General features: G+C 39.4%; 11 protein-coding genes and 6 tRNA genes. 8 read left to right on the top strand and 9 right to left on the bottom strand.

The window, feature by feature from the left end:
* Nucleotides 1-570: 570 nt before the first annotated feature.
* The 6 genes from G6W43_RS10745 to G6W43_RS04100 all read right to left on the bottom strand — a co-directional run bounded on the left by G6W43_RS10745 (nt 571) and on the right by G6W43_RS04100 (nt 6,826).
* Nucleotides 571-702 (bottom strand): hypothetical protein, encoded by a 132-nt coding sequence (locus G6W43_RS10745; protein WP_275052078.1) that lies wholly within the window; start codon nt 700-702, stop codon nt 571-573.
* Between the two features lie 146 nt (nt 703-848).
* Nucleotides 849-2,582, bottom strand: a complete 1,734-nt coding sequence (locus tag G6W43_RS04120) for an AAA family ATPase (protein ID WP_194169225.1) — start codon at nt 2,580-2,582, stop codon at nt 849-851.
* Nucleotides 2,582-4,249, bottom strand: a complete 1,668-nt coding sequence (locus tag G6W43_RS04115; RefSeq protein WP_194169224.1) for a fatty acid--CoA ligase — start codon at nt 4,247-4,249, stop codon at nt 2,582-2,584. The genes G6W43_RS04120 and G6W43_RS04115 overlap by 1 nt, the downstream gene beginning before the upstream one ends.
* 8 nt (nt 4,250-4,257) lie before the next feature.
* A complete protein-coding gene (locus G6W43_RS04110) occupies nt 4,258-5,511 on the bottom strand; it encodes an OmpP1/FadL family transporter (protein WP_021087101.1) in 1,254 nt (417 codons plus the stop codon).
* On the bottom strand, nt 5,508-6,359 hold the full coding sequence (gene nfo / locus G6W43_RS04105) for a deoxyribonuclease IV (RefSeq protein ID WP_103606286.1): 852 nt from the start codon (nt 6,357-6,359) through the stop codon (nt 5,508-5,510). The genes G6W43_RS04110 and nfo overlap by 4 nt, the downstream gene beginning before the upstream one ends.
* On the bottom strand, nt 6,356-6,826 hold the full coding sequence (locus G6W43_RS04100; RefSeq protein WP_021087028.1) for a hypothetical protein: 471 nt from the start codon (nt 6,824-6,826) through the stop codon (nt 6,356-6,358). The genes nfo and G6W43_RS04100 overlap by 4 nt, the downstream gene beginning before the upstream one ends.
* 65 nt (nt 6,827-6,891) lie before the next feature.
* Between G6W43_RS04100 and G6W43_RS04095 the strand changes: the two genes are divergently transcribed.
* Nucleotides 6,892-6,966, top strand: a tRNA-Glu gene (locus G6W43_RS04095).
* A gap of 210 nt (nt 6,967-7,176) precedes the next feature.
* On the opposite strand, the gene G6W43_RS04090 is transcribed toward G6W43_RS04095, so the two are convergent.
* Nucleotides 7,177-9,594: a bifunctional diguanylate cyclase/phosphodiesterase gene (locus tag G6W43_RS04090; RefSeq protein ID WP_012001026.1), complete on the bottom strand. Its 2,418-nt coding sequence runs from the start codon at nt 9,592-9,594 to the stop codon at nt 7,177-7,179.
* Nucleotides 9,587-10,450, bottom strand: a complete 864-nt coding sequence (locus tag G6W43_RS04085) for a cytochrome-c peroxidase (RefSeq protein ID WP_149712418.1) — start codon at nt 10,448-10,450, stop codon at nt 9,587-9,589. The genes G6W43_RS04090 and G6W43_RS04085 overlap by 8 nt, the downstream gene beginning before the upstream one ends.
* A gap of 147 nt (nt 10,451-10,597) precedes the next feature.
* On the opposite strand from G6W43_RS04085, the gene G6W43_RS04080 reads away from it, so the two are divergent.
* From G6W43_RS04080 to G6W43_RS04050, 7 genes are all read left to right on the top strand, one after another.
* Nucleotides 10,598-11,062: a type II secretion system protein gene (locus G6W43_RS04080; RefSeq protein WP_087583421.1), complete on the top strand. Its 465-nt coding sequence runs from the start codon at nt 10,598-10,600 to the stop codon at nt 11,060-11,062.
* A 129-nt stretch (nt 11,063-11,191) separates the two neighbouring features.
* Nucleotides 11,192-11,662 (top strand): type II secretion system protein, encoded by a 471-nt coding sequence (locus tag G6W43_RS04075; RefSeq protein WP_194169223.1) that lies wholly within the window; start codon nt 11,192-11,194, stop codon nt 11,660-11,662.
* A gap of 165 nt (nt 11,663-11,827) precedes the next feature.
* A tRNA-Pro gene (locus G6W43_RS04070) sits at nt 11,828-11,905 on the top strand.
* A gap of 9 nt (nt 11,906-11,914) precedes the next feature.
* Nucleotides 11,915-11,991: transfer RNA gene (locus G6W43_RS04065), tRNA-His, on the top strand.
* 6 nt (nt 11,992-11,997) lie between these two features.
* Nucleotides 11,998-12,074, top strand: a tRNA-Arg gene (locus tag G6W43_RS04060).
* Nucleotides 12,075-12,089: 15 nt separating this feature from the next.
* Nucleotides 12,090-12,166: transfer RNA gene (locus G6W43_RS04055), tRNA-Arg, on the top strand.
* A gap of 14 nt (nt 12,167-12,180) precedes the next feature.
* Nucleotides 12,181-12,265: transfer RNA gene (locus G6W43_RS04050), tRNA-Leu, on the top strand.
* A 1,739-nt stretch (nt 12,266-14,004) separates the two neighbouring features.
* Here the strand turns inward: G6W43_RS04050 and G6W43_RS04045 are convergent.
* Nucleotides 14,005-16,449 (bottom strand): molybdopterin-dependent oxidoreductase, encoded by a 2,445-nt coding sequence (locus G6W43_RS04045; protein WP_194169222.1) that lies wholly within the window; start codon nt 16,447-16,449, stop codon nt 14,005-14,007.
* Between the last annotated feature and the right edge of the window lie 5 nt (nt 16,450-16,454).

Here is a 16,454-nt window from a genome sequence, read left to right as displayed (position 1 = left end):
CTTTTAAATTTATTATTAAAAAGATCGGTAAATTTGTTTTTTTGGTGCGAAAAGTGTTGCTATAAAAGTCGCGGAAGCGTGTTTGAAATTTACTGGGTTTTTTGGGGTTAAATTTCGTGAAGTGGGCGACTTTTGTATTAGGAAAAATGATAAAACGTTATAAAAAAGCACTCACGCCCACACTCCACACGGCAGATAAAATTTAAAATTTTTGGCTTTTTAATAAAAAATGTTTGTTTGTAAAGGTTGCAGTAGTAAATTTATGGCAAGCGAGCGAGTTAAATTTATGCAAAAAGCCTATGGGTAGGCGTCTATCCTATTGTAGTTTTTGCCAAAATTTAATTGTAAAAAATTCCACGTTTAGTTTTGACAAGCACCGATATTTTAGACTTTGCTTTGTGACGCAAAGCGTATATTTAAAAAAGCGTAAGAGAAAAACTTTTTCAAAGATAGATTTTGCTTCATGTTTTCTATAACTTTAGTGGCAGGCTTCTTTTAAATTTAATAGATAAAAGCAAATTTGATATCTGCGCTTTGGTCTTTGTGGTAGTGTAAAGCCTGCAACATACTTTAGAAAAATCTAAGAGCAAAATTTACCTTTTTATTCTCATCAAAGCTCAAATTTAGCTCACTTTCCCTATCGCTTTTAGGGGCATACTCCGTATAAAAACAAAATTTCACACTCTTGGCAATCATCTGCATTTTTTATCGCCAAAGCCTAAATTTATCTCGTATTTTCTGTGATTTTAGTGGCAAAACTCTTCTAAATTTTATTGAGTAAAGCAAATTTCTTATCAAACCAGCGGTTTTGTGTAGCGCAAAGTCAAATTTATAAAATAAGATAAGGCTTAATAGCCAAATCCCATCTTTTTATCCTCGCCAAAGCTTGAGTTTAGCTCGCGCTCTATCGTGGTTTTGAAGTCCTCAAAGGTAAAAATCCCATCATCTTTTATCGCCACTTTTAAAGCGGTGTTTTTTAGTGCAAGGACGATCTGCGCGCCACTTAGGTTAAACTCAGCCAGCCTTTCTACGCTAAAGCCATCTTCAAAGCTCGCATTTTCAGGCAAAATTTTACGCCAAATGGCAAGTCTACCGTTATAATCAGGCTTTTTAAACTCGATCTTGTAGTCAAACCTCCTAGAAAATGCCACATCAAGGCTTTGCAAGAAATTTGTCGTGGCGATCAGCACGCCCTCAAAGCGCTCGATCTGCTCTAAAAAGATATTTTGCATTTGATTATGCATCTTCTCAGCCCCGCTCGAGCTCTCCACCCTCGTGCTTAAAAACTGATCAGCCTCGTTTAACAAGAGCACTGGCTCACTGCCACTTTTTTTGCAAATTTCTTTGTAAGTATCAAAAATTTTCCTTACATTTTGCTCGCTCTCGCCGACATATTTGCTTAAAATTTTTGAGCAGTCAAAGCTTAGAATTTGCTTCTTTAGGCTCTTTGCAAGCCCAACGGCACTCATCGTCTTACCAGTACCAGGCTCGCCGTAAAAGATGATCTTGGCGTCTATATTTTTCCTAGTTTTTATGCCCCAGCTGCTAAGTCTAGCGAGCACTTTTTTATCGACTTGCTTTAGTATCGTGCTTAAAAGCTGCTTTGTCTTTTCGTTTAGCACGACGTCTTCTAGGCTTGTTACTGGCTCAATGAGCTCAAAAATTTCTTGCTCTTTTACTAGGCTTTCGATCTTGATTTTTTTGCTGTTTTTGTCATTTTTTGGGTGCATTATGCTTTGCAAAATTTCTTCGTTTATAAAAAAGCTCTTGCTTACGTTGCCATAAGCGTTTAAAACCTCGTCGTAGTCGATTAGTGCGCCCTCGATGAGCCTTGAGCCGTCCTCTAAAAGTGTGCGATTTTTGATGCGTTCAAGCTCATCTTTGCTTATTAGCCCAACTAGCGTGTTTAGGTCGCGGCCGTTTTCAAAGTCGCCCGCGTACTCCTCTTTTAAAAGGGCTAAAAATATAATCTGTTCTTTTTCATCAAGCGAATTTTCTTTAAAAATTTGCTCTATTTTTAGGCTGATCTTGCTTAGTTTTACGCGCTCGTTTATGCGTTTTGTAAGCTCAGAAATTTGCTCGTTTATGCGCTTTTTAGCGTCATTTGAGCCACCTTCAAATATCGCAGCCTTAGAGTAAAGCTCTATCTTTAAAAACTGATCTTTTAAATACTCCAAATGATCTTCATACGGCGCAAGCTCTGGTAAATTTATATCAGCGTTGCCATATTCAAGTATCTTTAAAAATGTGCTTGAGAGTGAAATTTCAGAGTGAAGTAGCGAGAGTAGCCCTTGGTTAGAGCTTTTTTGCGAGTTTTCTGGCATTTTAAAGAGGCTGTAGTTTTGCACTATCCAGCCGCTACCCAGCAAATTTTTTATAAATTTAAGGTATAAAAGCTGCTTGTCATTTTGCGTGCCAAAGACAGCTCCAAGTAGCTCAAAAACGCTCATGCTAGCTGTGCCTTGCACGTAGGCTTTGCTTAGGTATTTTAAAATTTCTCCCTCTTCATCGCCGCACTTTATAAGCTCGTAAATTTTGCTTTTTTTGAGGTCTTGGTTTAGAAAATCAAGCAAATACTTCACTAAATTTTATCCTTTATCTGCTCTTTTAGCACGCGTTTTAGCACCTTGCCAGTCGCGTTTCTAGGCAGCTCCTCGGCAAAATAAATGCTTTTTGGAATTTTGAAATTTGCTAAATTTTTCTTTAGATGCTCTCTAACCGTCTTTTCATCAAGATCCATGCCATCTTTTACCTGTATGAAGGCGACGACCTCTTCGTCTGCATGCACGTCCTTTACACCGATGACTGCTGCAGCTTCGACTGCTTCAAGCTTATAGATGACCTCTTCGATCTCGCGTGGATAGATGTTTATGCCCTTTGATATGATGAGGTCTTTTTTGCGATCAACGATGTAGATAAAGCCCTCTTCATCGATCTTGCCAAGGTCCCCTGTCTTTAGCCAGCCATTTATAATGGTCTCATCAGTCACACCTGGCATGCCGTAGTAGCCTTGCATGACGCAGTCGCCTTTTACGATGATCTCGCCGATCTGGCCGACTGGTAGCTCCATCATCTCGTCATTTACGATCTTTACAGCATAGCCATTTAGTGCAGGACCTACGCTTAGAAGCTTTTGCTTGTCAAATAAATTTGCCGCTACGACTGGCGAGCATTCGCTAAGGCCGTATCCTTCAACGAGCGTTGCACGTGGGAATTTCACTCTAAAATCATCAATCGTTTGCTTAGCAAGCGGAGCAGCGCCACTTACAAATAGCCTTATGCGGTTAAACCATCTAAAATACCAAGGGATTTTTGCCTTGCCGATAGCTGTATAGATGGCTGGGATACCCAAAAATACAGTGACCCTTTTAAGTAGCGTCTGCTTTAGCACGTTTGAAAATGGAAAGACCGATCTTACAAGCACCATCGAAGCGCCTGCATATATCGGTAAAAGCACCATCGCTGTGAGCGTGAAGCTATGAAACATCGGTAAAAACACGATAAATCTATCGCTTTTTTTAACCTTAAAACGCTCATGAGCGCCGACTAAATTTGATAGGATATTTTTGTAACATATCATCGCACCCTTTGGCTTGCCTGTGGTGCCTGAGGTGTAGATGATGTGCATGAGATCGTCTATTTTAGGGTATTTTGTGATGCTTAGGGTGTATTTATGATTTAGCGCTTCGCTGAAATTTACATTTTTTACAACGCCGTTATTTTCATAGCCCTTGCTCATATCCTCTTTTGAAATTTGTGGAGTTGAAGAGAGATAGGCGCTTTCGCCATACTCCTCATCAATGCTTACATAGTCGTCTTTTGAGGCACTTTGAAGTTTTTTTGGCGTTTGACCGATCCAGATTATTTTTCTTAAAATTTCAAGCTCACTAAGTGCGATTAGCTCCTTTGCAAGCGAGCTGGAGGCAAAGAGCACCCTTGCGCCGCAGTCGTTTAAGATATACTCAAACTCATTTGTCTTTAAAAAGGTATTCATCGGCACTGCGACCGCGCCGATAGCCGTGATGGCAAGGTATGAGATGATAAATTCTTTCGAATTTGCCACCGCCATAGCCACTTTGTCGCCAAAATTTACCCCACAAAGCTGCAAGTAAGCCGCCACTTTATCGACGTTTTGCTTTATTTCATGGTATTTTAGCTTCTCTTTTTCGTCAAAGATCGCTATCTGGTTTGGACTTTCTTTTGCTACTTTGGTCAAAATTTCATAAAAATTATTATAAGAGTATTGCATTTTTAGCCCTAGAAAGAGTATTTAAATGTTGTTGCAACTATCTGTATCTTGCCAGTTTCAAATTCTCCTGACATTGAGCCCATGCCATTGCGAGTGCCATTTTTTATATCTGTTGCACGCTTTTTATCACGGTGCTGATATACATAGCCAAGCCCTACCTCTAAATTTGGTGTAAATTTATAATTCACTCCAGCCGTGTAAGCTTGAGAAGTGGTGTTTGGAAGCTCCAAGCCAGTATGCTCGCTGCTAGTTATATCTTCATCATATGAAAAGCCAGCCATTAGCCTAAGTTTTTCATTGACATCGTAGGCAAGACCTATCCTATATGTGTTTGTATCCTTTGCGTTTTTAACGACTGGATCGTCCATAAATGACTTAAAGTATCCGCTAAGCGGAGAACTCGTGTGAGCTGCTGTCTTATCGCCAAATTCAAAGTCATAATCTTTAAATTTAGACCAGTAAGTCCTCTCAAATGCTAGCAAAAGTGTAAAATCGCTAAATTTATATCCAGCTGCAAGCACTAGCTGAGCAGGTAAAGGGATCTTGACGCTAGTTTTGCCGTGATAGCTTATAGGTGCAAGCTGTCCGTTAAAGTCAGCGTCGGTGCTACCTTTTAGCTCCATATCAACCTTTGAGCGATATGTTACAGCTAGGCTAAGGTCTTCAATTGGTCTATATGTAAGAGCGACGTTGTAACCGTAGTTTATCCCATCGCCTTGTATCTCTCTGTAGCCAAAACCTCCAAAGTCGCTTGCTATCTTACCCTTGCTATAAACGCCTCTAGCGCCCAGAGCAACGGCAAGCTTATCATTTATGCGGTAAGCCACGGTTGGATTTAGCTCGACAACTTGCAGTTTAAATCTCTTGCCAGTAAAAGCAGTAGCTGGATCCTCCCACGAGATGCCAACGGCAGCAGGCACGGCAAGGGCTAGTCCAAATCTCCAGTTTTCATAAATTTCTGGCGTTACAAAGCTAAATGTGCCAGCTAGCGAGTCAAATTTCTTTGAGCTGTAGCTTTTGCCATCATCGCTTTTAAAGTCGATGGAATTTATATGAAACCAACCAAGCGTGCTTTCAAAATGGTGAAGCCCGTCTAAAAACATCATATTTGCAGGGTTAAAATAAGCCGCATCAGCCCCAAAACTAAAGGCTACGTTACTAGCAGCAAGCCCTAAAGAGTCAGCACTTTGCTCAGGGACCTTATAACCCCCAGCATTTAATAAAGAACACGTCGCAACAATGCTTAAAAGCACTCTTTTCATAGCTTTTCCTTTTCTAGGTTTCTTAAAATTTTGATCTCATCTTCCCAAATACTCTCGTCAATCGTCTCTAAAATCAAGGGAATTTCGCCTATTTTATCATCATTTATTATATTTTCAAAAGCGCCAAGCCCAAGCTCACCCTTACCAAGGCTCTCATGCCTATCTTTTTTTGAGCCAAGCCCAAATTTAGCGTCATTTAGGTGCATGCCAGATAGAAATTTATAGCCGATGATCGCGTCAAATTCGCCCATCGTCTTAGCGTAAGCCTCTTTGCTTCTTAGATCGTACCCAGCGGCAAATGCGTGGCAAGTGTCGATGCAAACGCCAACTCTGCTCTCATCATCCACACGCTCGATCAGATACGCCAGCTGCGCAAAATCAAAGCCCAAATTTGAGCCTTGTGCGGCTGTGTTTTCGATGACTAGTTTTACGCCACTTGTTCGTTTTAGCGCTTCGTTTATGCATCTTGCGATGTTATCTAGGCACTCGTTTTGGCTTATTTGCTTTAGGTGTGAGCCAGGGTGGAAATTTAAAAGTTTTAATCCAAGCTTGCTAGCTCGCTCTATCTCGTCGATAAAGGCTTCAAGGGACTTAGCTCTTGCCTCTTTTTCTGGATGGCCTAAATTTATGAGGTAGCTTGCGTGTGGCAAGACGTGATCGGCGCTTATGCCAGAGGCTTTTAAATTTGCTTTAAACTGCTCTATTTCGCCCTCGCTTAGCTCTTTTGCGCTCCATTGACGCTGGTTTTTTGTAAAAAGCGCAAAGGCATTTGCTCCTATTTTTGCAGCGTTTATCGGTGCGTTAAAGACGCCTCCAGCCGCACTTACGTGAGCCCCTATGTATCTCATTTTAACTCTTTTATTATCACTTTTATTTTATTTTTGCTGTCGATAAATTTGACGTAGTTATCGCAAACTTCGTATTTTATAAAATAAGAACTTAGATCTTGTCTAAAGCCGCACTCTGTGGTGCTTAGACCTTTGCCGTCATAAATTTTTTGCCTTTGCAAAATCTCTTCAAAAAGGCTCTCATAATGCGGCGCTAGAAAAAATTTCTCGTTAAATTCTGTCTTTTTAAAACAAGCGCTATTTACGCAAATTTTGTCCTTTATATTGATATTTGCGGTATTTACGCCAGAGCTATAAATTTGTAAATTTAGATCATTTTTATAAGTGTGAAAAAATCCAACATCATTTATCTTTATCATCGGAGAAAATAAAGTGACCTGAAAAGCTTGTGAGCTTTGCGGTGTTTTAGTCGCAACACAGCCTGAAAAAATGAGAGCAGATAATAAAACAAGTGAAAATTTCTTCAACGATTTGTCCTTTTATGTAAATTTAAGTTAAAAAGTAATATAATCCCAACTTCATAACCGACCGTGGCCCATTCGTCTAGCGGTTAGGACATCGCCCTTTCACGGCGGTAACACGAGTTCGAGTCTCGTATGGGTCACCACTTCTAAAAGACAAAATCTTATCCACATAAGCTTTAAAATCTAGTTAATCCAAATTTCAAGATTTCTAAAAACAAATTCCTAAATTTTCGTTTTGTAAAAAGAGATCAAATTTCACGTCTAGCAAAATTTAAAAAAGAGGTTTCGCACGAGTATAAAAGCAAAAAGCAGTTAAATTTAGTTTTTTATAGGCTCTAAATTAACTGCAAAATTTACATCTGATGTGGCTTGCCTAGTAAAAATCCCTGCGCGTATGAAATTCCAAATTTCTTTATATATTCTAAAATTTCTTCGTTGCTCACAAACTCAGCCACTATCTTATAGCCTTGTCTTCTAGCAAAGCTCACGATAGTCTCAACCAAAACCCTTGCGTTTTCATCGGTTGGTAGCTTTTTGATGATCGAGCCATCTATCTTGATGTTATCTATATCAAGCTCTAAAATTCGGTAGTAGTTAGAGTAGCCAGAGCCAAAGTCGTCGATCGAGATTTTACATCCATATTTTTTAGCTCTTTTTATAAATTCATTTGCCATGCCGTAGTCGCTAAGCTCTTCGCTCTCTAGCATCTCAAAGCAAACTCTGCTAGGATCTGGGCAGCTCTCTAGCTTTTCATCTAAAATTTCTCTAACACCAGGATCGGTTAGATCCGAGCTTGAGAGGTTGATAGAAAATGTATAGTCTGGATATTTTTTAACTAGATCAAAGGCTAGAGCGATCACTTTTTTTGTTATCTGAAGGTAAAGTTGCGTCTTCATTGCGATCTCTAAAAACTCGCCTGGGTAGCGGATCTTGCCGTTTTGATCGACTATGCGCACCAAAACTTCGTAGTATTTTGCCTCCGTCTCATTTTCATGCACGTTAAAAATTCCCTGACACTCGACTATCACCTTGTCGTTTTCTAGGGCATACTCGATGAGTTCGGTTATGAGTTGGTTTTTATAGTATCTCATCTCGATCGCATCGTTTTCTAGGTAGTAGTAGATCTCGTTGCCGCTATCGCTTGCTTGTTGATTAGCTAGGATCGACTGCATTAGGCGGTTTGTTTGCGGTGTGTCATTTGACAAAGAGACGCCAAGAGTTATCTTGATGCCAGGTAGGTTTTCAAATTTACCGTCTATCTCGATATTCATCCTACTAAAGTTAAAATACTCTTTTATAAAGCCGATATCTCTAACGATATCATCGCCTTGATACCAGATGTAAAACGCATCATCTTGAAACCTAAATAGCTCAGCATTTATAGAGTAGGTATCAACGCAGAGTTTTAGCGTATTTGCCACCGCTTTTAGCATGGCTTCGATGACCTTGTTTTGGTAGAAAAATCGCAGCATCTTGTAGTTTTTGATGCTTATACTGATCAAAATTCCATCTTTTTTCGCCTCTATCATCTCAGTCAAAGCGAAGTAGTTGCCAAAGCCAGTTAGCTTGTCGATTGAGGATTGTATTTTTATCTGCTCATTTTTTTGAGTTAGCTCTTTAAGCATGCTAAGCTCTTTTGTCCTATCAAGCTTTATAGCCATGTAGCCTTCTAGCTTGCCCTCAAAGAAAAATGGCGCAAAACGCACCTTCTCATAGAGCAGTTTGCCGCTTTTTGTCCTGCTTATTAGCTCGTCGCTCTCCCATGAGATGTGCTTATTTATAGCATTTCTTATCTCAGCGTAAAAGCTCTCTGGGTGCATATTTGATTTTAAAATTTTAGGACTTTTGCCGACAACATCTTTTAGTTTATAGCCAGTTTTTGACTCAAAGGTTTTATTTACATATAAAATTTTATTGTCATTGTCGCAAAAGACTATCGAGCTGTGTCCTGCATCCACTGTCGTTTTTAGTAGTTTTATCTGCTTTAGCTGTTTAGTTAGCACTCTTGCTTGGTAAAAGGCCAGTGCGCAAAATAGCACGAAGCTGATAAGACAAAGCACTTGCATTATCACTATATTTCGTATCATTATGCTGTAAGAGGCTAGGGTATCATCTCTAAATTTTCTTAACTCATGCCCAAGCTTTAGATCAACAGAGTCTTTAGCTATGGCGCTTAGGTTTTTTGCAAATTCAAGCGCGTAAGTTGCCTTATTTAGCACCAAGATCGCTTTTGCGTCGTTTTTGTAGGTATCTTTATACTTTTGTATCTGCTCTTTTGTTTGATTTAGCGTTTCAGGGCTGATTATGGCTGAGCTTTTTATCGCGTGAAATATCACATTAAGTGCATCTAGCTTCTTCTCTGATGCTATTTCAAATTCACCTGATAAGATATAAGCAGCCATTGACGAGCTAGCGTAGTTTGACCTATCTACAAGCCTTTGTTTTTTTAAAAAGTCGTCGTTTATGACCTTTAAAGTTTTGGCATTTTTCTCTTGGTAAAAGACATGTATGATTTCGTTTAGCTCATCAAGTCTGGTTAAATTTTGATCAAAACTTTTTAAATTTTTATTTACATCGTCGTAGTTTAGGCGAAGTACGTTATTTTCTAAACTAAAGCTTAGCTCGTTATCTAGTAAGATAAGACTTAAGATCGTATCATTAAATTTACTAACAGCAGTAACTGCTCTATTTGCCATGTAGATGTAGGTTGAGCTAAAGCAAAAGATAATTGCTAGGACGATTAAGATGATATTTGCTTGTCTTTTATTCATTTAGTATCCTAGGTCTGCGTCCATTTAGTGTTTGCAAAAATTTATAAATTTGCTCCAGCTCTTCGCTACTTAGTGTGTGGATCAGCTGATGATAGCTCACAAAGCCTATGACCTCTTTTAGATCGCTCATTTCGCCACTGCTTAGATATGGAGCCGTTCTTGCTACATTTCTAAGCGAAGGCACGCGCATGAGGCGTCTGCTCTCACCTGCATCTTTTAAGCCCACGTTTTGCATCAAATTTCCGCCTAAATTTCTACCATTGTGGCATGCCACACAGCCTATTTTATTAAAGAGCTCAAAGCCCTTTTTTGCCTCAGCATTTATGGAGTCATCATTGCCAGCTAGATACTCATCAAATGGCGAATCTATGCTTAAAATAGCCTTTTCAAATTCCACCAAAGCATCTACTATATTCTCGTAGTTTATGCCATCACTATATGCATCATTAAACAAAATCCCATACTCGCCTATGCTTTTTACCTTTTTTACTATCTCATCTTTGTTTGAATTTAGCTCATTTCTAGAATTTATCGACTCTTTTACCTGATCTTTTAAGCTTCTTACCCTGCCATCAGTAAAAAATAGAAAATTTAAAGCCGAATTTAGCACGCTAGGTGGGTTTATAACGCCCTTTTGGCTGGTGTAAGATGAGTTTGTGCCACTTAAATTCCAGTATAAGTTGTGGCAAGTTTCGCATGAGTAGTTTTCAGTGGTGCTTAGCCTTTTGTCAAAAAAGAGCTTCTTACCGATGTAGGCTTGTTTTTCGTTATATTTTGATGAAAGCACTGGCTCAAATGATGAATTTGCGCTCAAAATGCAAAAAGATACTACCATCCAAAATAAAACTTTTTTCATAAAATCTCCATATTCTTGAGCGTCATTATAGCGGAATTATTTTTCATAACTACCAAATCGGCTAAATTGTAAAAAATTTAGTTTTTATTTGCATTTTGAAAAAAATGTTGTATAATCCGCCAAATTTTTAATTTCAAGGAGGAAACCATGAAAAAAGGTTTTACAATGATCGAGTTGATCTTCGTGATCGTGATTTTAGGCATATTAGCTGCGGTTGCTATACCAAGACTAGCTGCAACAAGGGATGATGCAGAGAAAGCTAAAGTTGCCACAAACATACAGACTATTATTTCTGATTTAGGTGCATATTACACCTCACAAGGTAAATTTGCTACAAAAACTACAAGTAGTGGCGGCACTACTAGTAGTGATATTGATATAGCTGCGATGACAAACGTTGCAAATCCTGTTAAGGCAAAAGCAGATAACTGTTTAGAAGTCAAAGGCCCTTCAACTACAACAAGTGGTGCTTTAGAGGTAGTGGTTGGAACAGCAGGTCTATGTAATGATATATGGGGCTTACCTGGCTTAAAAAGTGTTAAAGATGCTCTGACTGATGATAACGGTAAAAAGTATTTAAAATTTGGCGGTATAGGCGTAAAATACGAATAATTTAAGCTCACTAGCTTTTTGGCAAGGAAATTCCTTGCCATTTCTCTTTAAATTTCCCTTAAAAATTTATTTTTCATTTATAAAAATTCTAGCTATAATCTCCCAACTTCAAATTTCAAGGATGAAGTGATGAAAAAAGCTTTTACTATGATAGAGCTCATCTTTGTAATAGTTGTTATTGGCGTATTAGCAGCTATTGCTATCCCAAGGATCAGTGCTACAAGAGATGATGCGGTCTTGGTAAAGACTATGGCGGAGATTAGAACCGCTATCGAAGAGATAAATGCCTACTATATATCACAAGGCAAACTAGCTCTTGATACTACAAACAATAAAGTAAAATTTAAAGAGATGACAAATGCTGGGGTTGTGGATAGTTCTGGCGATCTTGGCTTTTTTGCTAAAAATGAAAGGTGCATTTCATTAAAATTCTTTGCCGCAGATCAAAGCTGCTTGGGAGTAGATATCAGCGAGCAAGGCTTATGTAAAAAGCTTTGGGAAGCTCCAGAATTTAAGCGTTTTAGCCAGACCATGATAAAGCCAGCACAAGGAGCATTGCCAGCTCATATCAGCTTTAGCGCTGCTCGCGTCGTTTTTTAGCTAGATTTTTTATCAAAAGCTTTAAAGTCTGAAATTTACACTTAATTCTTGAAATTTTATAAAAACAAAGTCCAAAACTAATTTTTTCTTGACAACAATAACATTTTTAGATACAATGCGACTTTTTAATGAGGTAGTGGCATAAACTTACAAACACGACTCAGGCGGGGTGTAGCGCAGTCTGGTTAGCGCATCTGGTTTGGGACCAGAGGGCCGAAGGTTCGAATCCTTTCACCCCGACCATGTTAAATGGTGAGTGTAGCTCAGTCGGTTAGAGCATCAGATTGTGGTCCTGAGGGTCGTGGGTTCGATTCCCATCACTCACCCCATTTTGGGCGCTCGTAGCTCAATTGGATAGAGCGACAGACTTCGGATCTGTAGGTTATGGGTTCGACTCCTATCGGGCGCGCCACTTGAAAGACTTTATGCGCTCATAGCTCAGCTGGATAGAGCAACGGCCTTCTAAGCCGTAGGCCTCAGGTTCGAATCCTGATGGGCGTACCACTTATTATTGTTGTGCGGATGTGGTGAAATTGGCAGACACGCCAGACTTAGGATCTGGTGCCCCACGGCGTGGAGGTTCAAGTCCTCTCATCCGCACCATTTTTTTTAAACTCCATTTTAAAACTTCAAAAACTCGATTTTCATTTAAATTTATCAAATTTGCTTATTTAAAATTTAGTAGAAATTTTCACTTATTAAACGATCTGCATTAAATTTATAAAATTTATAGATCAAATTTTTATGCTATTAGAAACAAAGAGATAATAAAAACCTAGAGCAAGTGCGGTAGTGTAGAGGTTGCCGTTTTTAGCAATGCTTAAAGACGCGTGTTGATTGGGTTTGATGAGCATTTTGAGCCATTTTTGACGAATTTGATAGCATACTTTGGGCTTAAACAATATCGTTCAGTGCGGGATAGAAAAATCGGTTGGTTGAAGACGAAGCTCTACTGCTAAATTTGAGTGCAAATTTTAAAAATCTATGGAGTTAAATTTAGTCTTTTTGGGCGTAAATTTAAAAACGTTAAGGCTGTGATGCTTAAAAACAATATAGGCAGTCAATTTGAACTATTAGATAAGCATAATCTTGTGCGGTTTGTGGCAATTAGTCGTAAAGTCTAAAAACATAAAATTTTAGGGCTAAATCTAGTTTTTTGGGTTTAAATTTAAAAATTTGGACGCTGCGATTTCAAATAATAAAATAAGCCAAATTTGTAAATTTATCGAGTAAAGACGGCTTTTGTAGGTTGTATGAAGGCAAGGTTTATCAATGTAGCGTAAAGTTGATTGTGGTTGATATGCCCACTAAATTTAACTACAAAACCAAATGAGATAGAAATTTATTGCTAAATTTGTTTGCTATGGCTTAAATTTTTGAAGCTACGATACTTAAAAAAGAGACCAAATTTACAACGAAAGCGCTAAATTTGAGCTACCAGAAAAAGATACTTTTTTATGGTTTATTTCTGTGATGTCCTAATGGCTCGTGATAATGGTGGATAGTTACGTTTGATACGCGCTTAGTAATTTGACTATAAATAGAAATTTACGCCTAAATTTAAACATTTCTGGAGCTAAATTTAAAAAGATACAACAGGGTAAATTTACAAAAAGAAGTAATAAATTTGAACTACTAGAAAATGCTGATATTATGCGCGGGGGCATTGCTTGTGGCTATCGATAACGCAGTTGGTTATAGTTGATGTATTCTCATCAAAATTTTTAATAACATAAAATTTACGACCAAATTTAACCATCTCTGGAGCCAAATTCTACTCGTAAATTTATATCTTGAGCTAAATTTAAAGAGTAAAAACAAGGTGGATTGTGAATTTGGGCTATTAAAAAAGCTTGCCTTGTGTTGGTGGCAGTGTTTTGAGAACTAGCGACAATGCAGTTAGTTATGATTGCTCTGCTCTCATTAAATTTAACGAGAAAAACTTAGTAGCATGAAAATTTACGACGAAATTTAATCGTTTCGGACTTAAATCTAAAATTTTACTAGCAAATTTTTAGCCAAATTTACACTGACTGCGAAATTTGCTCTGCAATCATCTTGATCTAAAAGCACTTCAGGGTAGCAGTTTGTCTTTTTAAAGGTATAGAAATTTGTTTGCTTTGTAGCTTTTGTTTAGGCGATAAAGCGTGCCTAAATTTGCAAAAATAAATTTAGTAGCGATCATTTTGGTTCTATAGATAAATTCTAGCACCAGTTGTTTTCAATAAGTGATATTTAGCGCCTTAGAGCAGGTTGATTATAAATTTAAGCCGCAAGATGATTTTGATTAAAACAGCAAATGATCAAATTTAGCCCCCAAGCGAGGGCTAAATTTATAAATTCTACAAAGATTGCAAAATTTTTGGTTTAGAAAACGCAGTGATCGGTTTGATCTCGCCTTTATATTTTTCTAAATTTGCAAGGATCGTGTGTCCGCAGTTGCTTTGAGCTATGCTAGATGTGCCTTTGTCGCGAGTTAGGACATTGACGCAGCCGTGCTTGCAAAGGCTCTTTTCGCCTAGCACTTCAGGATCGTACCATGCGCCCTCGCAGATGGCGATGACATGCTCTGGGATGATGTCAGTGACTAGCGCACCAACTAAAATTTCGCCCCTATCGTTAAATACTCTCACCACGTCGCCAGTTGCGATGCCTTTTGCCTTGGCGTCATTTACGTTTATTAGCATTGGCTCTCTTGCGCATACTTCAGCGTAGTTTCTGATTATTGAGTTGTTTAGCTGTGAGTGGAGGCGGTATCTTGAGTGCGGGGTTGTGACGCTAAATGGATACTTTTTGGCTTTTTCGCTGCCAAGCCACTCAAACGGCTCTATCCAAGCAACGTGCGGCGCAAAGTCTTTGTAGCCAAATTTAGCGATAGTTGGAGAGTAGAGCTCTATCTTGCCAGATGGCGTGCCTAGGCGGTTTTTGTGAGGATTTTCTCTAAAAGCGCTAAGCCTTGTGTAGTATCTGCTCGCTTCGTCATCTTGCTCAAATCTAACATATCCCTCTTTCCAAAACTCATCAAAGCTTGGCATCTTGACATTTATGCCCTTAGCTTGCTCGGCTGCGTCTGCGTAAAATTCTTTCGCCCAGCCAAGCTCATCTTTGCCCTCTGTAAAGACCTCTTCTCTACCCCAGCGTTTGCAGATTTGTGAGCAGATCCAATAATCGCTCCTGCTCTCGCCCATAGGCTCTACGACAGGCTTGTAAGCTACGATGTACTCGTTTGTAGGCACGCTTTGGTTGATGTCATTTCTCTCGACTTCAAGGGCTACTGGTAAGACGATGTCGCTTAGTTTTGCTGTGCTTGTCCAAAATGGCTCAGCGGTTATTACGGTGTCAAATTTACGCCACGCTTTTACGGCGTTATTTACATCCTGATGCCTTGTAAACATCGATCCAGACGCCATGTAAGCCACTCTCATGTGTGGTAGCTTGATCTTTGAGCCATCATAGTCTATCTCTTTGCCGGGGTTTTGCAAAGCCTCGATCGATCTTGAAGATGGGATGGTGACGTTTTTAAATTTCTTCCAAGGAGCGCCATCTACGTTGTCGTATTTTTCGCTGATGCTAGTGCTGATGCCTTTTAGCACCGGAGCGATCTTATCCGTAGCGCCCGCAGAGTCGTATCCTAGGCTAAACTCAAATCCAAGCCCCTCTTTGCCTATCTGACCTAGCATCGCACTAAGTGTTACGATGCCCCAAAAGCCCATCTCGCCGTGATCTTGTCTTTGAAGTGATCTACCTGCGATGATGACGCTTGGCTCTTTTGCAAGTGCTGTTGCAAATTTAGCGATATCTTCAGCTTTTACGCCACAAATTTTGCTCGCCCAGTTGATATCTTTTACCACTTTGTCAGTTGTGCCAAGTAGGTAGTCTTTAAATTTATTAAAGCCAACTGTGTATTTTTTGATAAATTCCTCGTCATAAAGCTTGTTTTCATATAGATAGTGGCACATGCCAAGCATCATTGCTACGTCGGTATTTGGACGAACTATGATAGCTTCAGAGCCAAGATATCTTGTGGTGTCGTTTTTAAAGACGCAAACGCTATAAGTTTTTATGCCTGCCTCTTTTATCTTTTTGATGCCAAGATAGCCATCATGTGTTGGTGGTTGCCATGAAATTTGACCAGTTACAAGCGGGTCAGTACCCCAAAATACAACGTTTTTAGCGTTTTTAGCGATGGCCTCCCACTTTGTCGGAGCGTCATAAACGGCGCTGTTGCCTAAAACGTGAGGCATGATGACAAGGCCAGCTCCAGTTGAATAATCGCCACTCTCTTCGACGTATCCGCCAAGCACTTTTAGCATCCTGTGACCAACAGTCCTGCCCCAGCTGATCTTACCGCTGCCACCCCACCAGTAGCACTCGCCGTAGATGCTCTCAGGGCCATATTTGTCGAAATTTTCTTTTAAGGCTTTTGCTGCTAGATCAAGGGCTGTCTCCCAGCTAACACGCACAAATTCCTCTTTGCCGCGAAGTTCGCTCTTTGCTGCGCCTTTTGCCTTTAGGTAGCTCTTTCTTACGTATGGATATAGCACGCGGCTTTCGTTTTGGATGAGGTCTGGCAAGCTGTTGTTCATGGTATTTGGAAATTTATCGCCCTCAAATGGATCAACAGAGACGATTTGGTTTGAGTTGGTATTTGCCCAAAATAGCCCAAATCTATTTGCGCCAAAGGTCTTGTTTTGGTCAAAAATGGTCTTTGTCACGCCCTCTATCTTGTTTGCCTGCGCTGCTGTGGCAGCAAGTGCAGAAAATTTTATAAAATCTCGTCTTTTCATATTTT

Origin of the sequence: Campylobacter concisus (assembly GCF_015229965.1) — a bacterium.
Lineage (GTDB): Bacteria > Campylobacterota > Campylobacteria > Campylobacterales > Campylobacteraceae > Campylobacter_A > Campylobacter_A concisus_BD.
The sequence above is the reverse complement of the archived record's forward strand: the minus strand, read 5'-3'. Positions and strand labels throughout refer to the sequence as shown.